The sequence below is a fragment of the Inquilinus sp. genome (assembly GCF_039594555.1).
Taxonomy (GTDB): Bacteria; Pseudomonadota; Alphaproteobacteria; order DSM-16000; family Inquilinaceae; genus Inquilinus.
Genome location: NZ_JBCNNF010000124.1, coordinates 1 through 16,897, shown reverse-complemented (window position 1 = coordinate 16,897; position 16,897 = coordinate 1). Strand labels below are relative to the sequence as shown.

17 protein-coding genes are annotated in these 16,897 nt (G+C 70.3%); 11 read left to right on the top strand and 6 right to left on the bottom strand.

Annotation, left to right across the window (positions count from 1 at the left end; translation table 11 throughout):
- Window positions 1-515: trimethylamine methyltransferase family protein (locus ABDW35_RS15220; RefSeq protein ID WP_343714725.1), on the top strand; the 515-nt coding region annotated here is incomplete at its 5' end.
- 3 nt (window positions 516-518) lie between these two features.
- On the opposite strand, the gene ABDW35_RS15215 is transcribed toward ABDW35_RS15220, so the two are convergent.
- Complete coding sequence (locus ABDW35_RS15215; RefSeq protein ID WP_343714724.1) at window positions 519-1,742, bottom strand: MFS transporter; 1,224 nt, start codon at window positions 1,740-1,742, stop codon at window positions 519-521.
- A 10-nt stretch (window positions 1,743-1,752) separates the two neighbouring features.
- Window positions 1,753-2,910, bottom strand: coding sequence for an adenylate/guanylate cyclase domain-containing protein (locus tag ABDW35_RS15210; RefSeq protein ID WP_343714723.1), 1,158 nt, complete (start codon window positions 2,908-2,910; stop codon window positions 1,753-1,755).
- A 161-nt stretch (window positions 2,911-3,071) separates the two neighbouring features.
- Here ABDW35_RS15210 and ABDW35_RS15205 point away from each other — a divergent pair, with 161 nt between their 5' ends.
- From ABDW35_RS15205 to ABDW35_RS15160, 10 genes are all read left to right on the top strand, one after another.
- A complete protein-coding gene (locus ABDW35_RS15205; protein ID WP_343714722.1) occupies window positions 3,072-3,542 on the top strand; it encodes a DUF3828 domain-containing protein in 471 nt (156 codons plus the stop codon).
- A gap of 58 nt (window positions 3,543-3,600) precedes the next feature.
- Window positions 3,601-4,524 (top strand): LysR family transcriptional regulator, encoded by a 924-nt coding sequence (locus tag ABDW35_RS15200; protein WP_343714721.1) that lies wholly within the window; start codon window positions 3,601-3,603, stop codon window positions 4,522-4,524.
- Window positions 4,525-4,650: 126 nt separating this feature from the next.
- A complete protein-coding gene (locus ABDW35_RS15195) occupies window positions 4,651-5,130 on the top strand; it encodes a formate dehydrogenase subunit gamma (protein ID WP_343714720.1) in 480 nt (159 codons plus the stop codon).
- Window positions 5,127-6,695 (top strand): NADH-quinone oxidoreductase subunit NuoF, encoded by a 1,569-nt coding sequence (locus ABDW35_RS15190; RefSeq protein WP_343714719.1) that lies wholly within the window; start codon window positions 5,127-5,129, stop codon window positions 6,693-6,695. The genes ABDW35_RS15195 and ABDW35_RS15190 overlap by 4 nt, the downstream gene beginning before the upstream one ends.
- 12 nt (window positions 6,696-6,707) lie before the next feature.
- Window positions 6,708-9,554: a formate dehydrogenase subunit alpha gene (fdhF, locus tag ABDW35_RS15185; RefSeq protein WP_343714718.1), complete on the top strand. Its 2,847-nt coding sequence runs from the start codon at window positions 6,708-6,710 to the stop codon at window positions 9,552-9,554.
- 2 nt (window positions 9,555-9,556) lie between these two features.
- Window positions 9,557-10,381: a formate dehydrogenase accessory sulfurtransferase FdhD gene (fdhD, locus tag ABDW35_RS15180; RefSeq protein ID WP_343714717.1), complete on the top strand. Its 825-nt coding sequence runs from the start codon at window positions 9,557-9,559 to the stop codon at window positions 10,379-10,381.
- Window positions 10,378-10,593 carry a formate dehydrogenase subunit delta gene (locus ABDW35_RS15175; RefSeq protein WP_343714716.1) on the top strand — a complete coding sequence of 72 codons (216 nt, stop codon included), beginning with the start codon at window positions 10,378-10,380 and terminating at the stop codon, window positions 10,591-10,593. Before fdhD ends, ABDW35_RS15175 begins: the two co-directional genes overlap by 4 nt.
- A gap of 69 nt (window positions 10,594-10,662) precedes the next feature.
- Entirely contained in the window at window positions 10,663-11,733 is a 1,071-nt protein-coding gene (locus ABDW35_RS15170) for a DUF2252 family protein (protein WP_343714715.1), read from the top strand.
- A 21-nt stretch (window positions 11,734-11,754) separates the two neighbouring features.
- The gene (locus ABDW35_RS15165; protein ID WP_343714714.1) at window positions 11,755-12,084 is read left to right on the top strand and encodes an L-rhamnose mutarotase; all 330 of its coding nucleotides are present in this window, start codon (window positions 11,755-11,757) and stop codon (window positions 12,082-12,084) included.
- A 324-nt stretch (window positions 12,085-12,408) separates the two neighbouring features.
- Complete coding sequence (locus tag ABDW35_RS15160; RefSeq protein ID WP_343714713.1) at window positions 12,409-13,074, top strand: TetR/AcrR family transcriptional regulator; 666 nt, start codon at window positions 12,409-12,411, stop codon at window positions 13,072-13,074.
- A 129-nt stretch (window positions 13,075-13,203) separates the two neighbouring features.
- Here ABDW35_RS15160 and ABDW35_RS15155 read toward each other — a convergent pair whose 3' ends face one another.
- From ABDW35_RS15155 to ABDW35_RS15140, 4 genes are read right to left on the bottom strand one after another with little or no spacing between them, the layout of a single operon-like run.
- Window positions 13,204-14,247 (bottom strand): ABC transporter substrate-binding protein, encoded by a 1,044-nt coding sequence (locus ABDW35_RS15155; RefSeq protein ID WP_343714712.1) that lies wholly within the window; start codon window positions 14,245-14,247, stop codon window positions 13,204-13,206.
- A 29-nt stretch (window positions 14,248-14,276) separates the two neighbouring features.
- Window positions 14,277-15,407, bottom strand: a complete 1,131-nt coding sequence (locus ABDW35_RS15150) for an FAD-dependent oxidoreductase (protein ID WP_343714711.1) — start codon at window positions 15,405-15,407, stop codon at window positions 14,277-14,279.
- Window positions 15,404-16,777 (bottom strand): NAD(P)/FAD-dependent oxidoreductase, encoded by a 1,374-nt coding sequence (locus ABDW35_RS15145; RefSeq protein ID WP_343714710.1) that lies wholly within the window; start codon window positions 16,775-16,777, stop codon window positions 15,404-15,406. Before ABDW35_RS15145 ends, ABDW35_RS15150 begins: the two co-directional genes overlap by 4 nt.
- Complete coding sequence (locus tag ABDW35_RS15140; RefSeq protein WP_343714726.1) at window positions 16,774-16,890, bottom strand: 2Fe-2S iron-sulfur cluster-binding protein; 117 nt, start codon at window positions 16,888-16,890, stop codon at window positions 16,774-16,776. Before ABDW35_RS15140 ends, ABDW35_RS15145 begins: the two co-directional genes overlap by 4 nt.
- Window positions 16,891-16,897: the final 7 nt, after the last annotated feature.

The following is a 16,897-nucleotide window of genomic DNA, read 5'->3' as shown; positions in this document are numbered from 1 at the left end:
GCTCCGGCGGGTCGCTCTGCGGTTCCAAGGTGCCGGATGCGCAGGCCGCGTTCGAGAGCGCCCAGACCCTGCTGCCGACCATGCTGGGCGGGGTGAACTTCGTGCTGCATGCCGCCGGCTGGCTCGAGGGCGGCTTGGTCAGCTCCTACGAGAAGTTCATCCTCGACGCCGACCAGCTCGGCATGATGCAGGTGATGGCCGAGGGCATCGACCTCAGCGAGAACGGCCAGGCGATGGACGCAATCCGCCAGGTCGGGCCGGGCAGCCACTATCTCGGCTGCGACCACACCCAGCGCAACTTCGAGACCGCCTTCTACCGGTCGACCGTCGCCGACAACAACTCGTTCGAGCAGTGGGAGGCCGAGGGCCGGCAGGACGCCTCGCAGCGCGCCAACACGATCTGGAAGCGCATGCTGGAGGAGTACGAGGCCCCGGCGATCGACCCCGCGATCGACGAGGCGCTGCAGGACTTCATGCGCCGCAAGAAGGAGAGCATGCCCGACGCCTTCACCTGAGGCTCAGCCGGAGAGGGTCTGGGCCTTCCGCAGGGCCGGGAACAGACGCATCCACAGCAGCGCGACGGCGATCGTGCCGAGCCCGCCGATGATCCCGGCCGGCACGGCGCCGAGCAGCCCGGCCACCATGCCGGATTCGAACTCGCCGAGCTGGTTCGAAGTGCCGATGAACAGCGAGTTCACGGCGCTGACCCGCCCGCGCATCTCGTCCGGCGTCAGCAGCTGGACCAGCGAGCTGCGGATCACCACGCTGACATTGTCCGAGGCGCCCAGCACGGCCAGCGCCACCAGCGACAAGGCGAGGCTGGTGGAGGCAGCGAAGACAACCGTGGCGGCGCCGAACACGATCACCGCCGCGAACATCTTCAGGCCCACGGCGCGGCGCAGCGGCACCCGGGTCAGCATCGCCGACATGATCAGCGCCCCGACAGCCGGGGCGGCGCGCAGCAGGCCCAGCCCCCAGGGGCCGGTCTGCAGGATGTCGTGGGCGTAGATCGGCAGCAGCGCCGTCGCCCCGCCCAGCAGCACCGCGAACATGTCGAGCGAGATCGCGCCGAGGATCATCGGCCGGCTGCGGATGAAGGCGATGCCGGAGAAGACCGAGCGCAGCGTCGCCGGCTCGCGCCGCGGCGCCGGCCGCTCCAGCCGCATCAGGACCATCAGGCCGCAGGCGCCGAGGAAGCAGGCGGCGGCGAGGGCGAAGGGGACGGTGGTGCCGACGGCGTAGAGCAGGCCGCCGATCGACGGGCCGACGATCGTCGCGGTCTGCATGGCGGAGGAGGAGACGGCGAGCGCCCGGGGCAGGATCCCGGCGGGCACCACCCCCGGCAGCAGGGCGGCCATGGTCGGCTGCTCGAAGGCGCGGGCCGCGCCCAGCACCAGCACCGCGGCGAAGATGCCCGGGACGGTCAGCCAGCCGTCGAGGATGCCGAGCGCCAGCACCACCAGCGTCAGACCTTCGACCAGCAGGCAGATCTGGACGATGCGGCGGCGGTCGTAACGGTCGGCGACATGGCCGACCAGCAGCGTCAGCACCACCATGGGCAGGAACTGGAACAGCCCGACCAGGCCCAGGCTGTAGGCGCTGCCGGTCAGGGCATAGACCAGCCAGCCGATGGCGACGGCCGACATCTGGAAGCCGATCGCGGACAGCACCCGCGCGCCCCAGAACACCAGGAAGGACGGATGGTCGAGCAGCCGGTCGCTGCCCAGGGCGGTGGTGCTCATCGGTGGCGGTCTATCCCGGATTCCAGGCGAACAGGTCGAGCGGCTCGGCAAAGCCCTTCAGCGGGTGCGGACCGATGCTGCGGCAGCCGGGCCGGCCGAGCAGCGACGCGAAGCGCGGCGACATCAGCAGCGGCTCGCCGGTCGTGGCGCAGACGGTCTGGATCCGGCTGACCAGGTTGACGTCGCGCCCGATCACGGTGAAGTCCAGCCGCCCGCCGGAGCCGATATTGCCATAGGCGACCTCGCCGTGATGCAGCGCCACCCCGGCGCTCAGCGGCGTGCCGGCCTGGGAGGCGGAGTGGATGCGGTCCAGGGCCAGGCGGGCCGCGTCGAAGGCTGCGGCGCAGCTGGCCACCGCCCCGTCGTCGAGATGGAAGAAGGCCAGCACCGCATCGCCCATGAATTTCAGCACCTCGCCTCCGCCGGTGGTGATGGCGGGGACCAGCTGGTCGAAATACAGGTTCAGCCGGTCCAGCATCTGCTCGGGCGGCAACCGGTTCGACAGTACGGTGAAGTCGCGCAGGTCGCACAGCAGCAGCGCCGCGTCCAGCGTCTCGACATCGCCGCGGCGGATGTGGCCGTCGAGGACGCGCCGCCCGGTGATGGGGCCGACATAGGTGTCCAGTACCGTGGCCTCGGCCAGGCGCAGCAGCCGGATCTCGCAGGCGCCGCGCAAGGCGGGGACGAGGCGCTCGAACACGGCCCGGTCGGCGGGCGGGAACCCCTCGGGCCGCCGGGTGGCGAAGACCACGGCGCTGGCCGGGCCGTGGCTCATCACCATCGGCGCGACGATGGCGGCGCGCAGGGCACGGCCCTGGAAGAAGTCGAGCTCCTCCAGCCCGGCCATCTCCGCGGGCGTGGCCAGATTCAACCAGGTCCGGCTCTCGGTGGCCCGGCGGATCGGGTTGGTGGCGAAGAAGGGCAGGCGCTCGATCGAGTTGTCGCGGTCGAGCTGCGCCACCGGCTCGCCCTCGGTCCAGGCCAGGGTGTGGGCCAGGATCTGCGGATGCAGCGTGCGCAGATGCAGGCTCATCCGGTCGATCGGCAGGCCCAGCGCGCGCAGCCGGCGGCCGAGCTCGGCCAGCATCGCGGTGTCGGTGGCGGCGTGACACTCGTCGCCGGCCAGCCATTCGATCAACTCGGGCAGGCTCGGGGCGGGGTCGGTCATGGCAGGCATGGGGGGCGGCGGCATGGCGCGACTATACGGTCGCGGCCGGGGCCGCTGCCATCGCCAATCGCCGCACCAGTCGCCGGAATGCCGCCATTTTCCTGGAGCAAACATACGATCAGGCCCGCCAGCGTTTTGCGGCCGTTTCCAGGAGATCCGCCGTGACCCGACCGCGCATCCTGCTGTGCCTGCTGTTCCTGGTCTTCGGTGGCGCCGCCGCCCAGGCCGCGACCGGATCGGCGAATGATTTCGTGACGGCGATCTACCAGCACTATGTCGGCAAGAGCGGGGAGACCGGCCTGCCGCTCGACAGCAATGCCGATATCCGTCGCTATTTCACGCCGTCGCTGGCGGCTTTGATGATCGCGGACCGGGCGGCCGCGGCCAAGAACGATGACGTGCCGACCTTGGATGGCGACCCGTTCGTCGATGCCCAGGACTGGGAGATCAAGGACCTGCACATCGCGGTGAGCGAGGCGGGTGCGGACCACGCCACCGGCACGGTCACGTTCAAGAACATCGACAGCCCGGTCACCATCACTCTCGATCTGGTCCGGACCCCACGGGGCTGGCGGATCGACGACATCCATTGGCCTGAAGGCACGCTGCGCGGGCTGCTGGCGAAGAAATAGGCAGATGCCTGGGGCCATCGGCGGGTAAGATAAGGGCTCCTTATCAAACGGGGGCCCGATGGTCATCCGCCAGCTCGAATACCTCGTCGCCTTGGCCCGCGAGAAGCACTTCGCCCGCGCGGCCGAGGCCTGCCGCGTCTCTCAGCCAGCACTGTCCACCGCACTGCGCCAGCTGGAGGAGGAACTGCAGGTGCCGATCGTCGAGCGCGGCCATCGGTTCCAGGGCTTCACCCGCGAAGGCGCCTGCGTACTGGACTGGGCCAAGAAGATCCTGGCCGACCGCGACGGGCTGGCGCAGGAGCTGGCGATGCTGCAGCAGGGCCTGGCCGGCAAGCTGCGGATCGGCGCCGTGCCCTCCGCCCTGCCGATCGTGTCGCTGATCACCTCGCCCTTTGCCCAGTCGCACCCGGCGGTCACCGTGTCGGTGCTGTCGCAGACCTCGATCCAGATCGAGGCCGGGCTGGAGAATTTCGAGATTGATGTCGGCGTCACCTATCTCGACAACGAACCGCTGCGCAATGTCCGCAGCCTGCCGCTGTACCAGGAAGACTACATCCTGCTGATGCCGGCGGACCAGGCGTCGCCGGCCCGCCGGACCATCTCCTGGACCGAGGCGGCGGAGCTGCCGCTGTGCCTCCTGACCCCGACCATGCAGAACCGGCGGATCATCGACGGCATCTTCCGCTCGGTGGGCTGCTCGCCGCATGCGGCGGTGGAGACCGACAGCATCATCAACCTGTGCTCCCACGTCCGCTCCGGCTTCTGGTCCAGCGTCATGCCGCGGGCGCTGCTGCACCTGTTCGGTGTGCCGGCCGGCACCCGCGCCTTGCGGCTGGTCGACCCGGCCGCCACCCGCACCATCGGCCTCGTGATGGCCGATCGCGACCCGCCATCGCCCCTGGCCCGCGGCCTGTTCGACACCGCCCGCACCCTGGATCTCGACGCCGAGCTGCAATCCACGCCGCTGCAGCCCGTGGCTTGATAAATGGCGTTTATCGATTCATCCGGGCTTTGTATTTGAATCTGGTATACGCGGCCGATCATCCTAGAATGATCGGGTGGCAGCTAAGCCGCCCGGTCCAACGAACCCGAAAAGGGAGTGGGACGGATGCCCGAACGCCGGGGCTGGGACGCCGAGGTGGCACGTGACGTGATCGCATCGCATGGTGCGACCGAAGGGCCGCTGTTGCCCATTCTGCACGATCTGCAATCGGTCTTCGGCCATGTGCCGCGCGAGGCGGTGCCGCTGCTGGCGGATGCGCTGAACCTGTCCCGCGCCGAGGTGCACGGGGTCATCACCTTCTATCATGATTTCCGGCGCGAGCCGGCGGGCCGCCACGTGCTGAAGCTGTGCCAGGCCGAGGCCTGCCAGTCGATGGGCGCGCGCGATCTGGCGGAGCACCTGCGCCGGCGGCTCGATATCGGATTGCACGAGACGACCGCGGATGGCCGGATCACGGTCGAGCCGGTCTATTGCCTCGGCAACTGCGCCTGCGCCCCGGCGGCGATGGCGGATGGCGAGCTGGTCGGGCGGATCGATGCCAAGCGCCTCGACCGCATTGTCGATGCCATGGAGGCCGGACGATGAAGGTCTTCGTCCCCCGCGATGCCGCCGCCATCTCGGTCGGTGCCGACGATGTCGCCCGCGCCATCCAGGCCGAGGCCGCCGCCCGCGGCATCGCGCTGCAGCTGGTCCGCAACGGCTCGCGCGGCCTGCTGTGGCTGGAGCCCTTCGTCGAGATCGAGACGCCGGCCGGCCGCATCGGCTACGGCCCGGTGACCGCCGAGGACGTGCCCGGCCTGTTCGCCGCCGGCCTCGCCGAGGGCGGCGACCATCCGCTGCGCCACGGAAGGCCGGAGGAGATCCCGTATCTCGCCAGGCAGCAGCGCCTGACCTTCGCCCGCTGCGGCATCACCGACCCGCTGTCGCTGGACGACTACGAGGCGCATGACGGGCTGAAGGGCCTGCGCGCCGCCCTGGCGATGGAGCCGGCGGCGATCGTCGAGACGGTCACCGCCTCCGGCCTGCGCGGCCGCGGCGGCGCCGGCTTCCCGACCGGCATCAAATGGCGCACCGTGCTGCAGGCCGAGGCCGACCGGAAATACATCGTCTGCAACGCCGATGAGGGCGACAGCGGCACCTTCGCCGACCGGATGATCATGGAGGGCGACCCCTTCCTGCTGGTCGAGGGCATGACCATCGCCGGCATCGCCGTCGGCGCCACCAAGGGCTTCATCTACATCCGCTCGGAATATCCGCATGCGGTGGCGGCGATGAATGCGGCGATCGACATCGCCTATCAGCGCCGCGTTCTGGGCCCCAGCGTGCTGGGCAGCGGCAGGCGCTTCGACCTAGAGGTCCGGGTCGGCGCCGGCGCCTATATCTGCGGCGAGGAGACCTCGCTGCTGGAAAGCCTGGAGGGCAAGCGCGGCACGGTGCGGCCGAAGCCGCCGCTGCCGGCGCTGAAGGGCCTGTTCGGCAAGCCGACGGTGATCAACAACGTGCTGTCGCTGACGTCGGTGCCTATCATCCTCGACAAAGGCGCCGCCTTCTACGCCGATTACGGCACCGGCCGGTCGCGCGGCACCCAGCCGCTGCAGCTGGCCGGCAACATCAGGCGCGGCGGGCTGATCGAGGTCGCCTTCGGCCTGACCCTGCGCGAGCTGATCGAGGAGTTCGGCGGCGGCACCGCCAGCGGCCGGCCGTTTCGCGCCGTCCAGGTCGGCGGCCCGCTCGGCGCCTATTTCCCGGAGAGCCTGCTGGACACGCCGCTCGACTACGAGTCGATGGCGGCGAAGAAGGGCATGCTGGGCCATGGCGGCGTCGTGGTGTTCGACGACCGCGTCGACCTCGCCGTCCAGGCCCGCTTCGCCATGGAGTTCTGCGCCGTCGAGAGCTGCGGCAAGTGCACGCCCTGCCGCATCGGGTCGACCCGCGGCGTCGAGACCATCGACAAGATCATCGCCGACCGGGAGACGGGCGGGCACGAGCTCGGCCGCAACCTGACGCTGATCGAAGACCTGTGCGAGACCATGCTGGACGGGTCGCTCTGCGCCCTCGGCGGCCTCACCCCCTATCCGGTGCTCAGCGCCCTGACCCATTTCCCCGACGACTTCGACCGCGCGCCCGCCCCGGCGCAGGCCGCGGAATAAGGAGGCCATCCGATGGCTCTTGTGACGGAACAGGATTTCGGGACCCCGGCGCGCACCTCGCCCAGCCTGGTGACGCTGGAGATCGACGGCCAGGTCGTCACCGTGCCGGCCGGCACCTCGGTGATGCGCGCGGCGGCGGAGGTCGAGACCGCGATCCCGAAGCTGTGCGCGACCGACAGCCTGGAGCCTTTCGGCTCCTGCCGGCTCTGCGTTGTCGAGATCGAGGGGCGGCGGGGCACGCCGGCCTCCTGCACCACCCCGGTCGAGCCGGGCATGAAGGTCCGGACGCAGACGCCGAAGCTGGCGAAGCTGCGCCGGAACGTCATGGAGCTCTACATCTCCGACCACCCGCTGGACTGCCTGACCTGCGCCGCCAACGGCGATTGCGAGCTGCAGGACATGGCCGGCGTCGTCGGCCTGCGCGAGGTGCGCTACGGCTATGACGGCGCCAACCATCTGGTGGGCGAGAAGGACACCTCCAACCCGTATTTCACCTTCGACCCGACCAAATGCATCGTCTGCTCGCGCTGCGTCCGGGCGTGCGAGGAGGTGCAGGGCACCTTCGCCCTGACCATCGACGGGCGCGGCTTCGCCTCCTTCGTCTCGGCCGGCCAGGATGACGGCTTCAAGGAGAGCGAGTGCGTCTCCTGCGGCGCCTGCGTTCAGGCCTGCCCGACCGCGACGCTGATGGAGAACAGCATCATCGACGCCGGCCAGCCCGACCATTCGGCGGTGACCACCTGCGCCTATTGCGGCGTCGGCTGCGCCTTCAAGGCCGAGATGAAGGGCACCGAGGTGGTGCGGATGATGCCGTACAAGGACGGCAAGGCCAATCACGGCCACAGCTGCGTCAAGGGCCGCTTCGCCTGGGGTTACGCCACCCACAAGGACCGGATCACCAAGCCGATGATCCGCAAGCGGATCACCGATCCGTGGCGCGAAGTGTCGTGGGAGGAGGCGATCAACTACGCCGCCTCCGAGCTGAAGCGGATCCAGGCCACCTACGGCCGCGATTCGATCGGCGGCATCACCTCCTCGCGCTGCACCAATGAGGAGACCTATCTCGTCCAGAAGATGATCCGCGCCGGCTTCGGCAACAACAATGTCGACACCTGCGCCCGGGTCTGCCACTCGCCGACCGGCTACGGCCTGGGCCAGACCTACGGCACCTCGGCCGGCACCCAGGATTTCGACAGCGTCGACGAGACCGACGTGATGGTGGTGATCGGCGCCAACCCGACCGACGCCCACCCGGTGTTCGGCAGCCGGATGAAGCGCCGGCTGCGCGAGGGCGCCCGGCTGATCGTGGTCGACCCGCGGCGCATTGACCTGGTGAAGTCGGCCCATATCAAGGCCGACCACCATCTGCAGCTGAAGCCCGGCACCAACGTCGCCATCGTCAACGCGCTGGCGCATGTGATCGTGACCGAGGGGCTGGTGGCGGAGGATTATGTCCGAGAGCGCTGCGACCTCGCCGAGTTCTCGCGCTGGACCGAGTTCATCGCCGATCCGCGCCATTCGCCGGAGGCGGTGGAGCCGATCACCGGCGTGCCGGCGGCCGAGGTGCGGGCGGCGGCGCGGCTGTACGCCACCGGCGGCCGGGCCGCGATCTATTACGGCCTCGGCGTCACCGAGCACAGCCAGGGGTCGACCATGGTCATGGGCATGGCCAATCTGGCGATGCTGACCGGCAATGTCGGCCGCCGCGGCGTCGGCGTGAATCCGCTGCGCGGCCAGAACAACGTCCAGGGCTCCTGCGACATGGGGTCGTTCCCGCACGAGTTCCCGGGCTATCGCCACGTCTCCGGCGATGAGGTGCGGAAGATCTACGAGGACATGTGGGGCACGGCGCTGTCGGCCGAGCCGGGGCTGCGCATCCCGAACATGCTCGACGCCGCCGTCGATGGCGGGTTCAAGGGCCTGTATGTGCAGGGCGAGGACATCGCCCAGTCCGACCCCGATGTGAAGCACGTCACGGCTGGCCTCGCGGCGATGGAATGCGTCATCGTCCAGGACCTGTTCCTGAACGAGACCGCCAGCTACGCCCATGTGTTCCTGCCCGGCTCCTCCTTCCTCGAGAAGGACGGCACCTTCACCAATGCCGAGCGGCGGATCAGCCGCGTCCGGCGCGTCACCCCGCCCAAGGCCGGCTATGCCGACTGGGAGGTGACGATGCTGCTGTCCGAGGCGCTGGGCTACCCGATGCGCTACAGCCATCCGAGCGAGATCATGGATGAGATCGCCCGGACCACGCCGAGCTTCGCGGGCGTGTCGTTCCAGCGGCTGGATGAGCTGGGCTCGGTGCAGTGGCCGTGCAACGACGCGGCGCCGGAAGGCACGCCGATCATGCATATCGACCGCTTCGTCCGCGGCAAGGGCCGGTTCATGATCACCGAGTTCGTGCCGACCGAGGAGCGCACGGGGCCGCGCTTCCCGCTGGTGCTGACGACGGGGCGCATCCTCAGCCAGTACAATGTCGGCGCCCAGACCCGGCGCACCGAGAACGTCGCCTGGCATGACGAGGACGTGCTGGAGATCCATCCGTCCGACGCCGAGAACCGCGGCATCCGCGACGGCGACTGGGTGGCTCTGGCCAGCCGGTCGGGCGAGACCAGCCTGCGGGCGAAGATCTCCGACCGGATGCAGCCCGGCGTCGTCTACACCACCTTCCACCATGCCGAGACCGGCGCCAATGTGGTCACCACCGACTATTCCGACTGGGCCACGAACTGCCCGGAATACAAGGTGACGGCGGTGCAGGTGCGGCGGGTGAACCACCTGTCCGACTGGCAGATCGGCTATCGTGAGCTGCGCGAGAAGACGATCCAAATCGAACGGCCGCAGCAGGCGGCGGAGTAGCCATGGCCCTTCCTCCCACCGATCTGCGCCTGCCGGCCCGGCGGCTGACCCGGGACGACCGGGTCGAGCCGGTGGAGGAGGTGGTCGCGGCCGAGGTGCCGGTGGCGCTGGTCTATAACGGCATGTCTTACGCCGTGATGATGGCGTCGCCGGCGGATCTCGAGGATTTCGCCCTCGGCTTCAGCCTGACCGAAGGGCTGGCCGACGCGCCGTCCGACCTGACGGTCGAGGAGGTTGCGGGCGACGAGGAGCGCGGCGTCGAGGTGCGGATGGCGCTGCGCGGCGCCCAGTTCTCCCAGATGCTGCAGAAGGTGCGCAACATCACCGGCCGCACCGGCTGCGGCATCTGCGGCACCAGCGACCTCGACACGCTGCATGGCCGTAAGCGCCGCGCGCCGAAGCCAATCGAGATCGAGGTGGCGGCGATCCGCCGGGCGCTGCACGACCTGGACGGGATGCAGGACATCCGCAGCCGCACCGGCGCCGTCCACGCCGCCGCCTGGGCCGACGGCGACGGCCGGATCCGGCTGGTGCGCGAGGATGTCGGGCGGCACAACGCACTCGACAAGCTGGTGGGCGCCCTGGCCCGGGCCGGGATCGACGCCGGCCAGGGCTTCTGCGTCATCACCAGCCGCTGCAGCTTCGAGATGGTGCAGAAGACGGCCGCGGCCGGGATCCCGGTCCTGGTCGCGATCTCGGCGCCGACGACGCTGGCCATCGACACGGCCAAGGCGGCCGGGGTGACCCTGGTCGCCTTCGCGCGCCGGGACGCCATGACCGCCTATACCGATTTCTCTCCCTTGCTCCCAGCCAAGGTCGAAGCATGAGCGGCAGCTCCGACAAGATCATCCGCATGGCGAACCAGATCGCCACCTTCTTCGCCGCCTATCCCCAGGAGGAGGCGGTGGCCGGCGTGCGCAAGCACATCAAGGATTTCTGGGAGCCGCGGATGAAGGCGCAGATCCGCGCCGAGGTCGCGGCGAAGAACGCGACCCTGAGCCCTCTGGTGGTAGAGGCGGTCGAGACTCTCCCGAACTGAGAGCGCGTCCCGCGGTGGACGGCGGGCCGCGGCCGATTATGATGGCCGCCGGGCAAAGCCGGGGTCCGCATGGGGTCGATCACAGCGTCGGTCAAGCGCTACGAGGTCTGGCTCGAGGAGCAGCTCGGCCGCCAGCTCGTGCAGGCCGATCTCGACCGCAAGCATCGCAGGATGGAGGAGAGCGATTTCCTCTTCCTGCGCGCCACCTGCTTCCGCTGGGCCGAGACCGCGCATGAGCTGTGCCCCGGACTGATGGACGCGCCGCGCGTCGTCTCGGTGGGCGACGCCCATATCGGCAATTTCGGGCTGTGGCGCGATGCCGAGGGGCGGCTGATCTGGGGCGTGAACGATTTCGATGAGGCGGCGGAGACGCCCTATGCCCTCGATCTCGTCCGCCTGGCGGCCAGCGCGCTGCTGGCGCGCGGCCGCGACCGGTCGGTCTCCGTCGACGAGATCTCCGCCGCCATCCTCGGTGGTTATGTCGAGGGGCTGCGGGCGCCGGCCGCCTTCGTGCTGGAGCGCCGGCATCTCTGGCTGCGCGACCTGGTGGTGGCCAGCGACGAGGAGCGCGAGCGGTACTGGTCAGGGCTGGAGCAGCTGCCGCACGCCTCGGCGCCGCGGGCCTATCGCGAGGCGCTGACCGCCGCGATGCCGGATTCGGATCTGGCCGTGGCCACCGCCCGGCGGGTGGCGGGCCTCGGCAGCCTCGGGCGGCCGCGCTGGGTCGGGCTGGCCGACTGGCATGGCGGGCCGGTGGCGCGGGAGGCCAAGCCGCTGCTGGCCTCGGCCTGGTCGCTGGTCCAGGGCGGTGACCGCAAGATGCGCTTCGCCGAGATCGCCTTCAGCCGGTATCGCATCGCCGACCCCTGGCTGAGGCCGCGCAAGGGCATCGTCGTCCGCCGGCTGGCGCCGAACAGCCGCAAGCTCGACTTCCCGACCCTGGCCGATCCCGGCCTGATGCGGCGGCTGCTGACGGCGATGGGGGCGGAGCTGGCCAATCTCCACTCGGCCCGCCGCTCGCGCGCCCGCGCCGTGGCCGACGATCTCGGGGCGCGGAAGCCGGCCTGGCTGCGCGATGCCGCCGGCAGGGTCGCGGAAGCGACGCGGCAGGATCGGGTGGCGTGGCGGTCCAGAAGTTAACGAGGGGGTGAGGAGAGGGCAATGCAGCGCATGGGCATGTGCATCCGGCTGAAGCCGGAGGCGGTGGCGGAGTATCTGCGGCTGCACCGGGCCGTCTGGCCCGAGGTGCTGGCGATGATCAGCGCCTGTCACATCCGCAACTACTCGATCTTCCTGAAGCAGCCGGAGAACATCCTGTTCGGCACCTGGGAGTATCACGGCGCGGATTTCGCCGCCGACATGGCGCGGATGGCGGCCGATCCGAAGACACAGGACTGGTGGGCGCTGTGCTCGCCCTGTCAGGAGCCGTTCGAGACTCGGGAGGAGGGCGAATGGTGGGCGATGATGCCGGAGGTCTTTCACCTCGACTGACACCCCTCGCGCCACCGTGAAGCCCTCGTGAACCGTGGCTTCCACGCTGCGAAAATCCGACGGCAGACCTCCCAAATGGGGGTGTCGGGGCGCTGCCGTATCCATGACACTCCGACTACCGCCTCGACCCCGTCGGGGCGGCCGGCGAAGGCTTCGCCGGACTGACTCCATTGCTCCACTTCAGGGCCGGCCCGCACCGCAACCGGGCCGGCCTCTCTTTTCCGGGGTGGGGAGCTTGGAGCAGGAGCGGCTATCCTTGCATGAAGCGGCCCGGCCGACTGGCCGAGGTTGCATCGCGCCCGCCGATCGACGCAGAGTGCGGCGATGATCGAATCCCAGACGCGCAGACGCCGGCCGGGGGCCGCCGAACCGGGGCGGCCGCGGACCAAGCCGTCCGAGGTGCGCCGGCGCGAACTGCTGGATGCCGGGGAGGCGCTGGTGCTGCGCCAGGGCATCGCCGGCACCAGCATCGACGACATCGTCGCCGCGGCCGACGTGGCCAAGGGCACCTTCTATCTGTACTTCGCCAGCAAGGAGGCGCTGGTCGAGGCGCTGCGCGAGCGCTTCGCCGAACGGTTCGGCGCCCGCGTCGCTGCCGCCCGGGCGAAACGCGATCCGGCCGACTGGTCGGGGCAGCTGGCGGCCTGGCTGGAGGGCGGCGTGCGCGGCTATCTCGACCAGGTCGAACTGCACGACGTGCTGTTCCACACGCCCGACTTCCTGCCGCGCCAGCGCCGCGTCGACGGCCATATGGAGCCGGTGCGCGGCCTGGTGCAGCTGCTGCGCGACGGCACCGCGGCCGGGGCCTGGGTGGCGGACGACCCCGAGATGACCGGGATCCTGCTGTTCTATGCCTTCCATGGCGGCGTCGACCACGCCATCGCCGACGGCCGCACCGACGTCGCCGGCCTGGTGGCCGAGCTGCAGGCCTTCTGCCGCCGGGCGTTGGGGTTGGCTGAGACAGACGTCCAGCCGTCTAGGACCGTCTGAGACTGCGCTGGTGTGAGTCGGCTGGCGGTGGCTTCGAGAACCGGCGCGCAGCGGACGTTTGAGTCCGTGAGCACCGGAAGCGCAGAAGCCGCCGCCAGACGGCCACACCAGTAGCAGTGTCAGACGGTCTTACCGCTCCACCGTCCGGTTCCAGCGATCGTTCCACTCCGGCCGGTGGGCGTTGATCTGGTCCCAGTCGACCGTGACCGCGTGATCGAGATAGCCGCGGAACTCGGTCAGCATCTTGGCGGCCTCGGGTGTCGCGCCGGCGACCTTGCTGTTCGACGGAATCTGGCCGCCATATTGCAGCGCCGGAGCCTGGGCCTGGGCGCTCAACAGATAGTGCGCCAGCTTCTGCGCCAGTGCCGGCTCGGTGTTCCCGGCGATGACGCATTGCGTCACCATCAGCAGCACGCCGCCCTCCTTGGGCTGGGCATAGGCGACCGGAATGCCCTTGGCCTGCATCCCGGCGACGGCGGTCGGCGTCAGCGGGAAGATCGCGGCCTCGCCGGTCTGCACCATCTCCGACAGCTTGGCCGAACTGGGGATGTACTCCAGCACGTTCGGGCCGATGGTGTCGGCCCATTTGCCGAAGCCGGGCTCGACATCCGCCTCGCTGCCGCCCAGGATGCGGTTGACCATCAGGAAGCCGTGCAGCCCGTAGGTGCTGCTGGACAGCGACTGGAACACGACCTTGCCTTCGTATTTCTTGTCGGCGAGGTCCATCCATGAGGTCGGGGCCGGCCAGCCCTCCTCCTGGAACATCTTGGTGTTGTAGGCCAGGCCGGTCAGGCCCAGGGTCACGCCGGTGGCCATGTCGTCCTTGATCCGGGCGGCGGGGTACAGCTCCTCCAGCACCGGGTCGGGCTCGGTCTTCTGGCACAGCCCCATACCGATCGCCCGCACCATTACCCCATCGTCCAGGAACATCAGGTGCATCTGCGGATTGTCCTTGGCCGCCGTCGCCTTGGCCAGGATCTCGGACGAGGTGCCGGGCACCACCACGACCTTGACGTCGTTGGCCTTTTCGAACGCGGGGAAGACGTGTTCGGTGAACGCCTTCTCCATGTCGCCGCCATTCATGCCAATATAGAGGGTCTTGGTCTCCGCCATCGCCGCGCCTGACGTCAGCAGCGTGGTGGCCAGCAGCACCGCAGTGATCCGTCCGTTCATGTCGCTCTCTCCTGTTTGATTGTTGATGCTCAGGCCGCCGTCGTTGCCGTGAAGCGGCCGATGTCGAAGGCCTCGATCGGGGTGGTGCTGCGACCGTCGCGCGCCAGCTCGGCCAGCACCTCGCCGACCGCCGGGCCGATCTGGAAGCCGGCGCCGGAGAAGCCGAAGCCGTGGATCAGCCCCGGCGTGGTGCGGCTGGGACCTAGCACCGGGTTGCGGTCGGGCGTGTCGCCCTCGACCCCGCTCCAGAACCGGATCACCTGGGCGCCGCGCAGGGCCGGGAACAGCTCCGCCGCCTGGCGCAGCAGCGCGGCGATGGCACTGCGGCCGGGGCGGGCGCGGTCGGCATCCAGCGTGATGCCGCGGCCGCCGCCCATGACGCAGTTGCCGCGCTCGACCTGGCGGGCATAGATGCTGCCGCCCTCGACCCCGACATTGATGTCCATCAGGCGCGGCAGCGGCTCGGTCACCGCCATGTTGGGATGGGCCGATTCCAGCGGCACCGGCTCGCCGAAGGCGGCGGCGAAGCGGCCGGACCAGGCACCGGCGCAGTTCAGCAGCAGGCGCGAGCGCACCTCCATGCCGTCGCCGGCCAGCAGCCGGAAGCCGTCGCCGTCGCGGACTGCCTCCTGCACCGCGGTCTGCTCGCGGATCTCGGCCCCGGCCTTGCGCGCGGCGCGGGCGAAGCCGGGCGACACCAGCCTCGGATTGGCGTGGCCGTCGGCCGGGCACCAGGATCCGGCGATGGCGCGGTCGCCCAGCCAGGGCCAGCGGGCGCGGAAGGCGTTGCCGGCGACGATCTCCAGCCCCAGGCCCAGGTCGCGCACCCGGTCCTGATAAGCTTCCAGCGACGCCAGCTCGGCCTCGCTGCGCGCCAGCTTGAGGTGGCCGGAGCGGATGTATTCGCCATCGATACCGATGGTCTCTGGCAGGCGCTGCCAGATCGCATGGGCGCGCTGCGCCAGCGGGATCTGCTCCGGCGGCCGGCCCTGGCGGCGGACGCCGCCATAGTTCACGCCGCTGGCCTGGGCGCCGCAGAAGCCGCGCTCCAGCAGCAGCACCGACATCCCCATGCGGCGCAGCGCCAGGGCCGCGGCCGCGCCGGCGATGCCGCCGCCGATGATGGCGACGTCGGTGGCGATCCTTTCGGTGGCGGTCATGCCGCTTCCTCCGGCGAATCCTCGATCGCGATCGGGATCGGCTTGACCGGGGCCTGAGCGCGCAGCCGGCCCACCGCCTCGACCGGCACGCCGCGATGGGCGGCCAGGATCTCGGCCGCCGCGGCGCCGCACATGCGGCCCTGGCAGCGGCCCATGCCGACGCGGCACAGCGCCTTCAGCCGGTTCAGCTCCGGCGTGCCCCAGCGGGTGGCGGTGGCACGCAGCGTGCCGGCCGACACCTCCTCGCAGCGGCAGACCACGAGCTCGTCCGGCGCCGTGGCGGCCCAGCCGGCGGGGAAGGGGAAGGCGCGCTCCAGCCCCTGGCGGAATTTCCCGATCGCGGCCAGCTTGGCCTCGAGCCGCGCGGAGCGGGCGCGGTCGACCGGCCGGCCAAGATCCTCCAGCAGCGCCAGGGCCGCGCGTTCGCCCGCCAGCTCGGCGGCATCGGCCCCGGCGATGCCGGCGCCGTCGCCGGCCAAGTAGACGCCGGCCACGCTGCTGCGGCCGGCGGCATCGCGCTCCGGCAGCCAGGCGCGGTTCAGCGGGTCGAAGCGGAAGCGGCAGCCGGCCAAGTCGGCCAGCTGGGTCTCCGACCGCAGGCCATAGCCGAAGGCGACGGCGTCGCAGTCGATCCGCTGCTCGCGCTCGCCGTCATGCCAGAGCAGGCCTTCGACCCGCTCGGTGCCGAGGATGCGCAGCAGCTTGGCGCCGTGGCGCAGCTTCACGCCGCCGGCCTTCAGCGCCGCCAGCAGTCGCAGGCCCTTGGCCAGGGTGGCCGGGCCGCGCAGCAGACCGGGCAGGGCGGCCACCTTGTCGGCCTGCCGGGCGGTGTCCAGCACCGCCGCGACCTCTGCGCCCGCCTTCAGGTACTGCGAGGCGACCAGCGGCAGCAGTGGGCCGGTGCCGATAAAGGCGACGCGCCGGCCGATGCCGCAGCCCTGGTACTTCAGCGCCACCTGCGCCGCGCCCAGGCTGTAGGCGCCTGGCAGGGTCCAGCCGGGGATCGGCAGGATCCGGTCGGTGGCGCCGGTGGCCAGGATCAGATGGCTGTAGGGCAGGCGCTCGGCCTGACCGTCGCGCAGCAGGTCCAGCGCTCCCGCCTCGATGTTCCAGACCAGCGTGTTCGGCCGATGGTCGACAGCCAGCCCGTCGATGGTCCGGTGCAGCGCCGTGGCCTTGGCTGCCTCGGTGCCGTACAGGGTTTTGGCGTCGCGGGTGAAGCCGTCCGGCTGGCGGCGATAGATCTGGCCGCCACCTTTGGCGGCCTCGTCCACGACCACCGGCCGCAAACCGGCCGCCGCGAGGGCCTGGGCGGCGCGGATGCCGGCCGGGCCGGCGCCGACGACGACCGGGCGGATGTCGCCGCTCATGCCGCCTCTCCCGGGCCGGTGACCAGCCGCATGCCTTCGGCGATGGCGGTGGAGCAGGCGCGGAAGCGGCTTCCGTCCTCGGTCGCCACCCAGCAATCCTGGCAGGCGCCCATCAGGCAG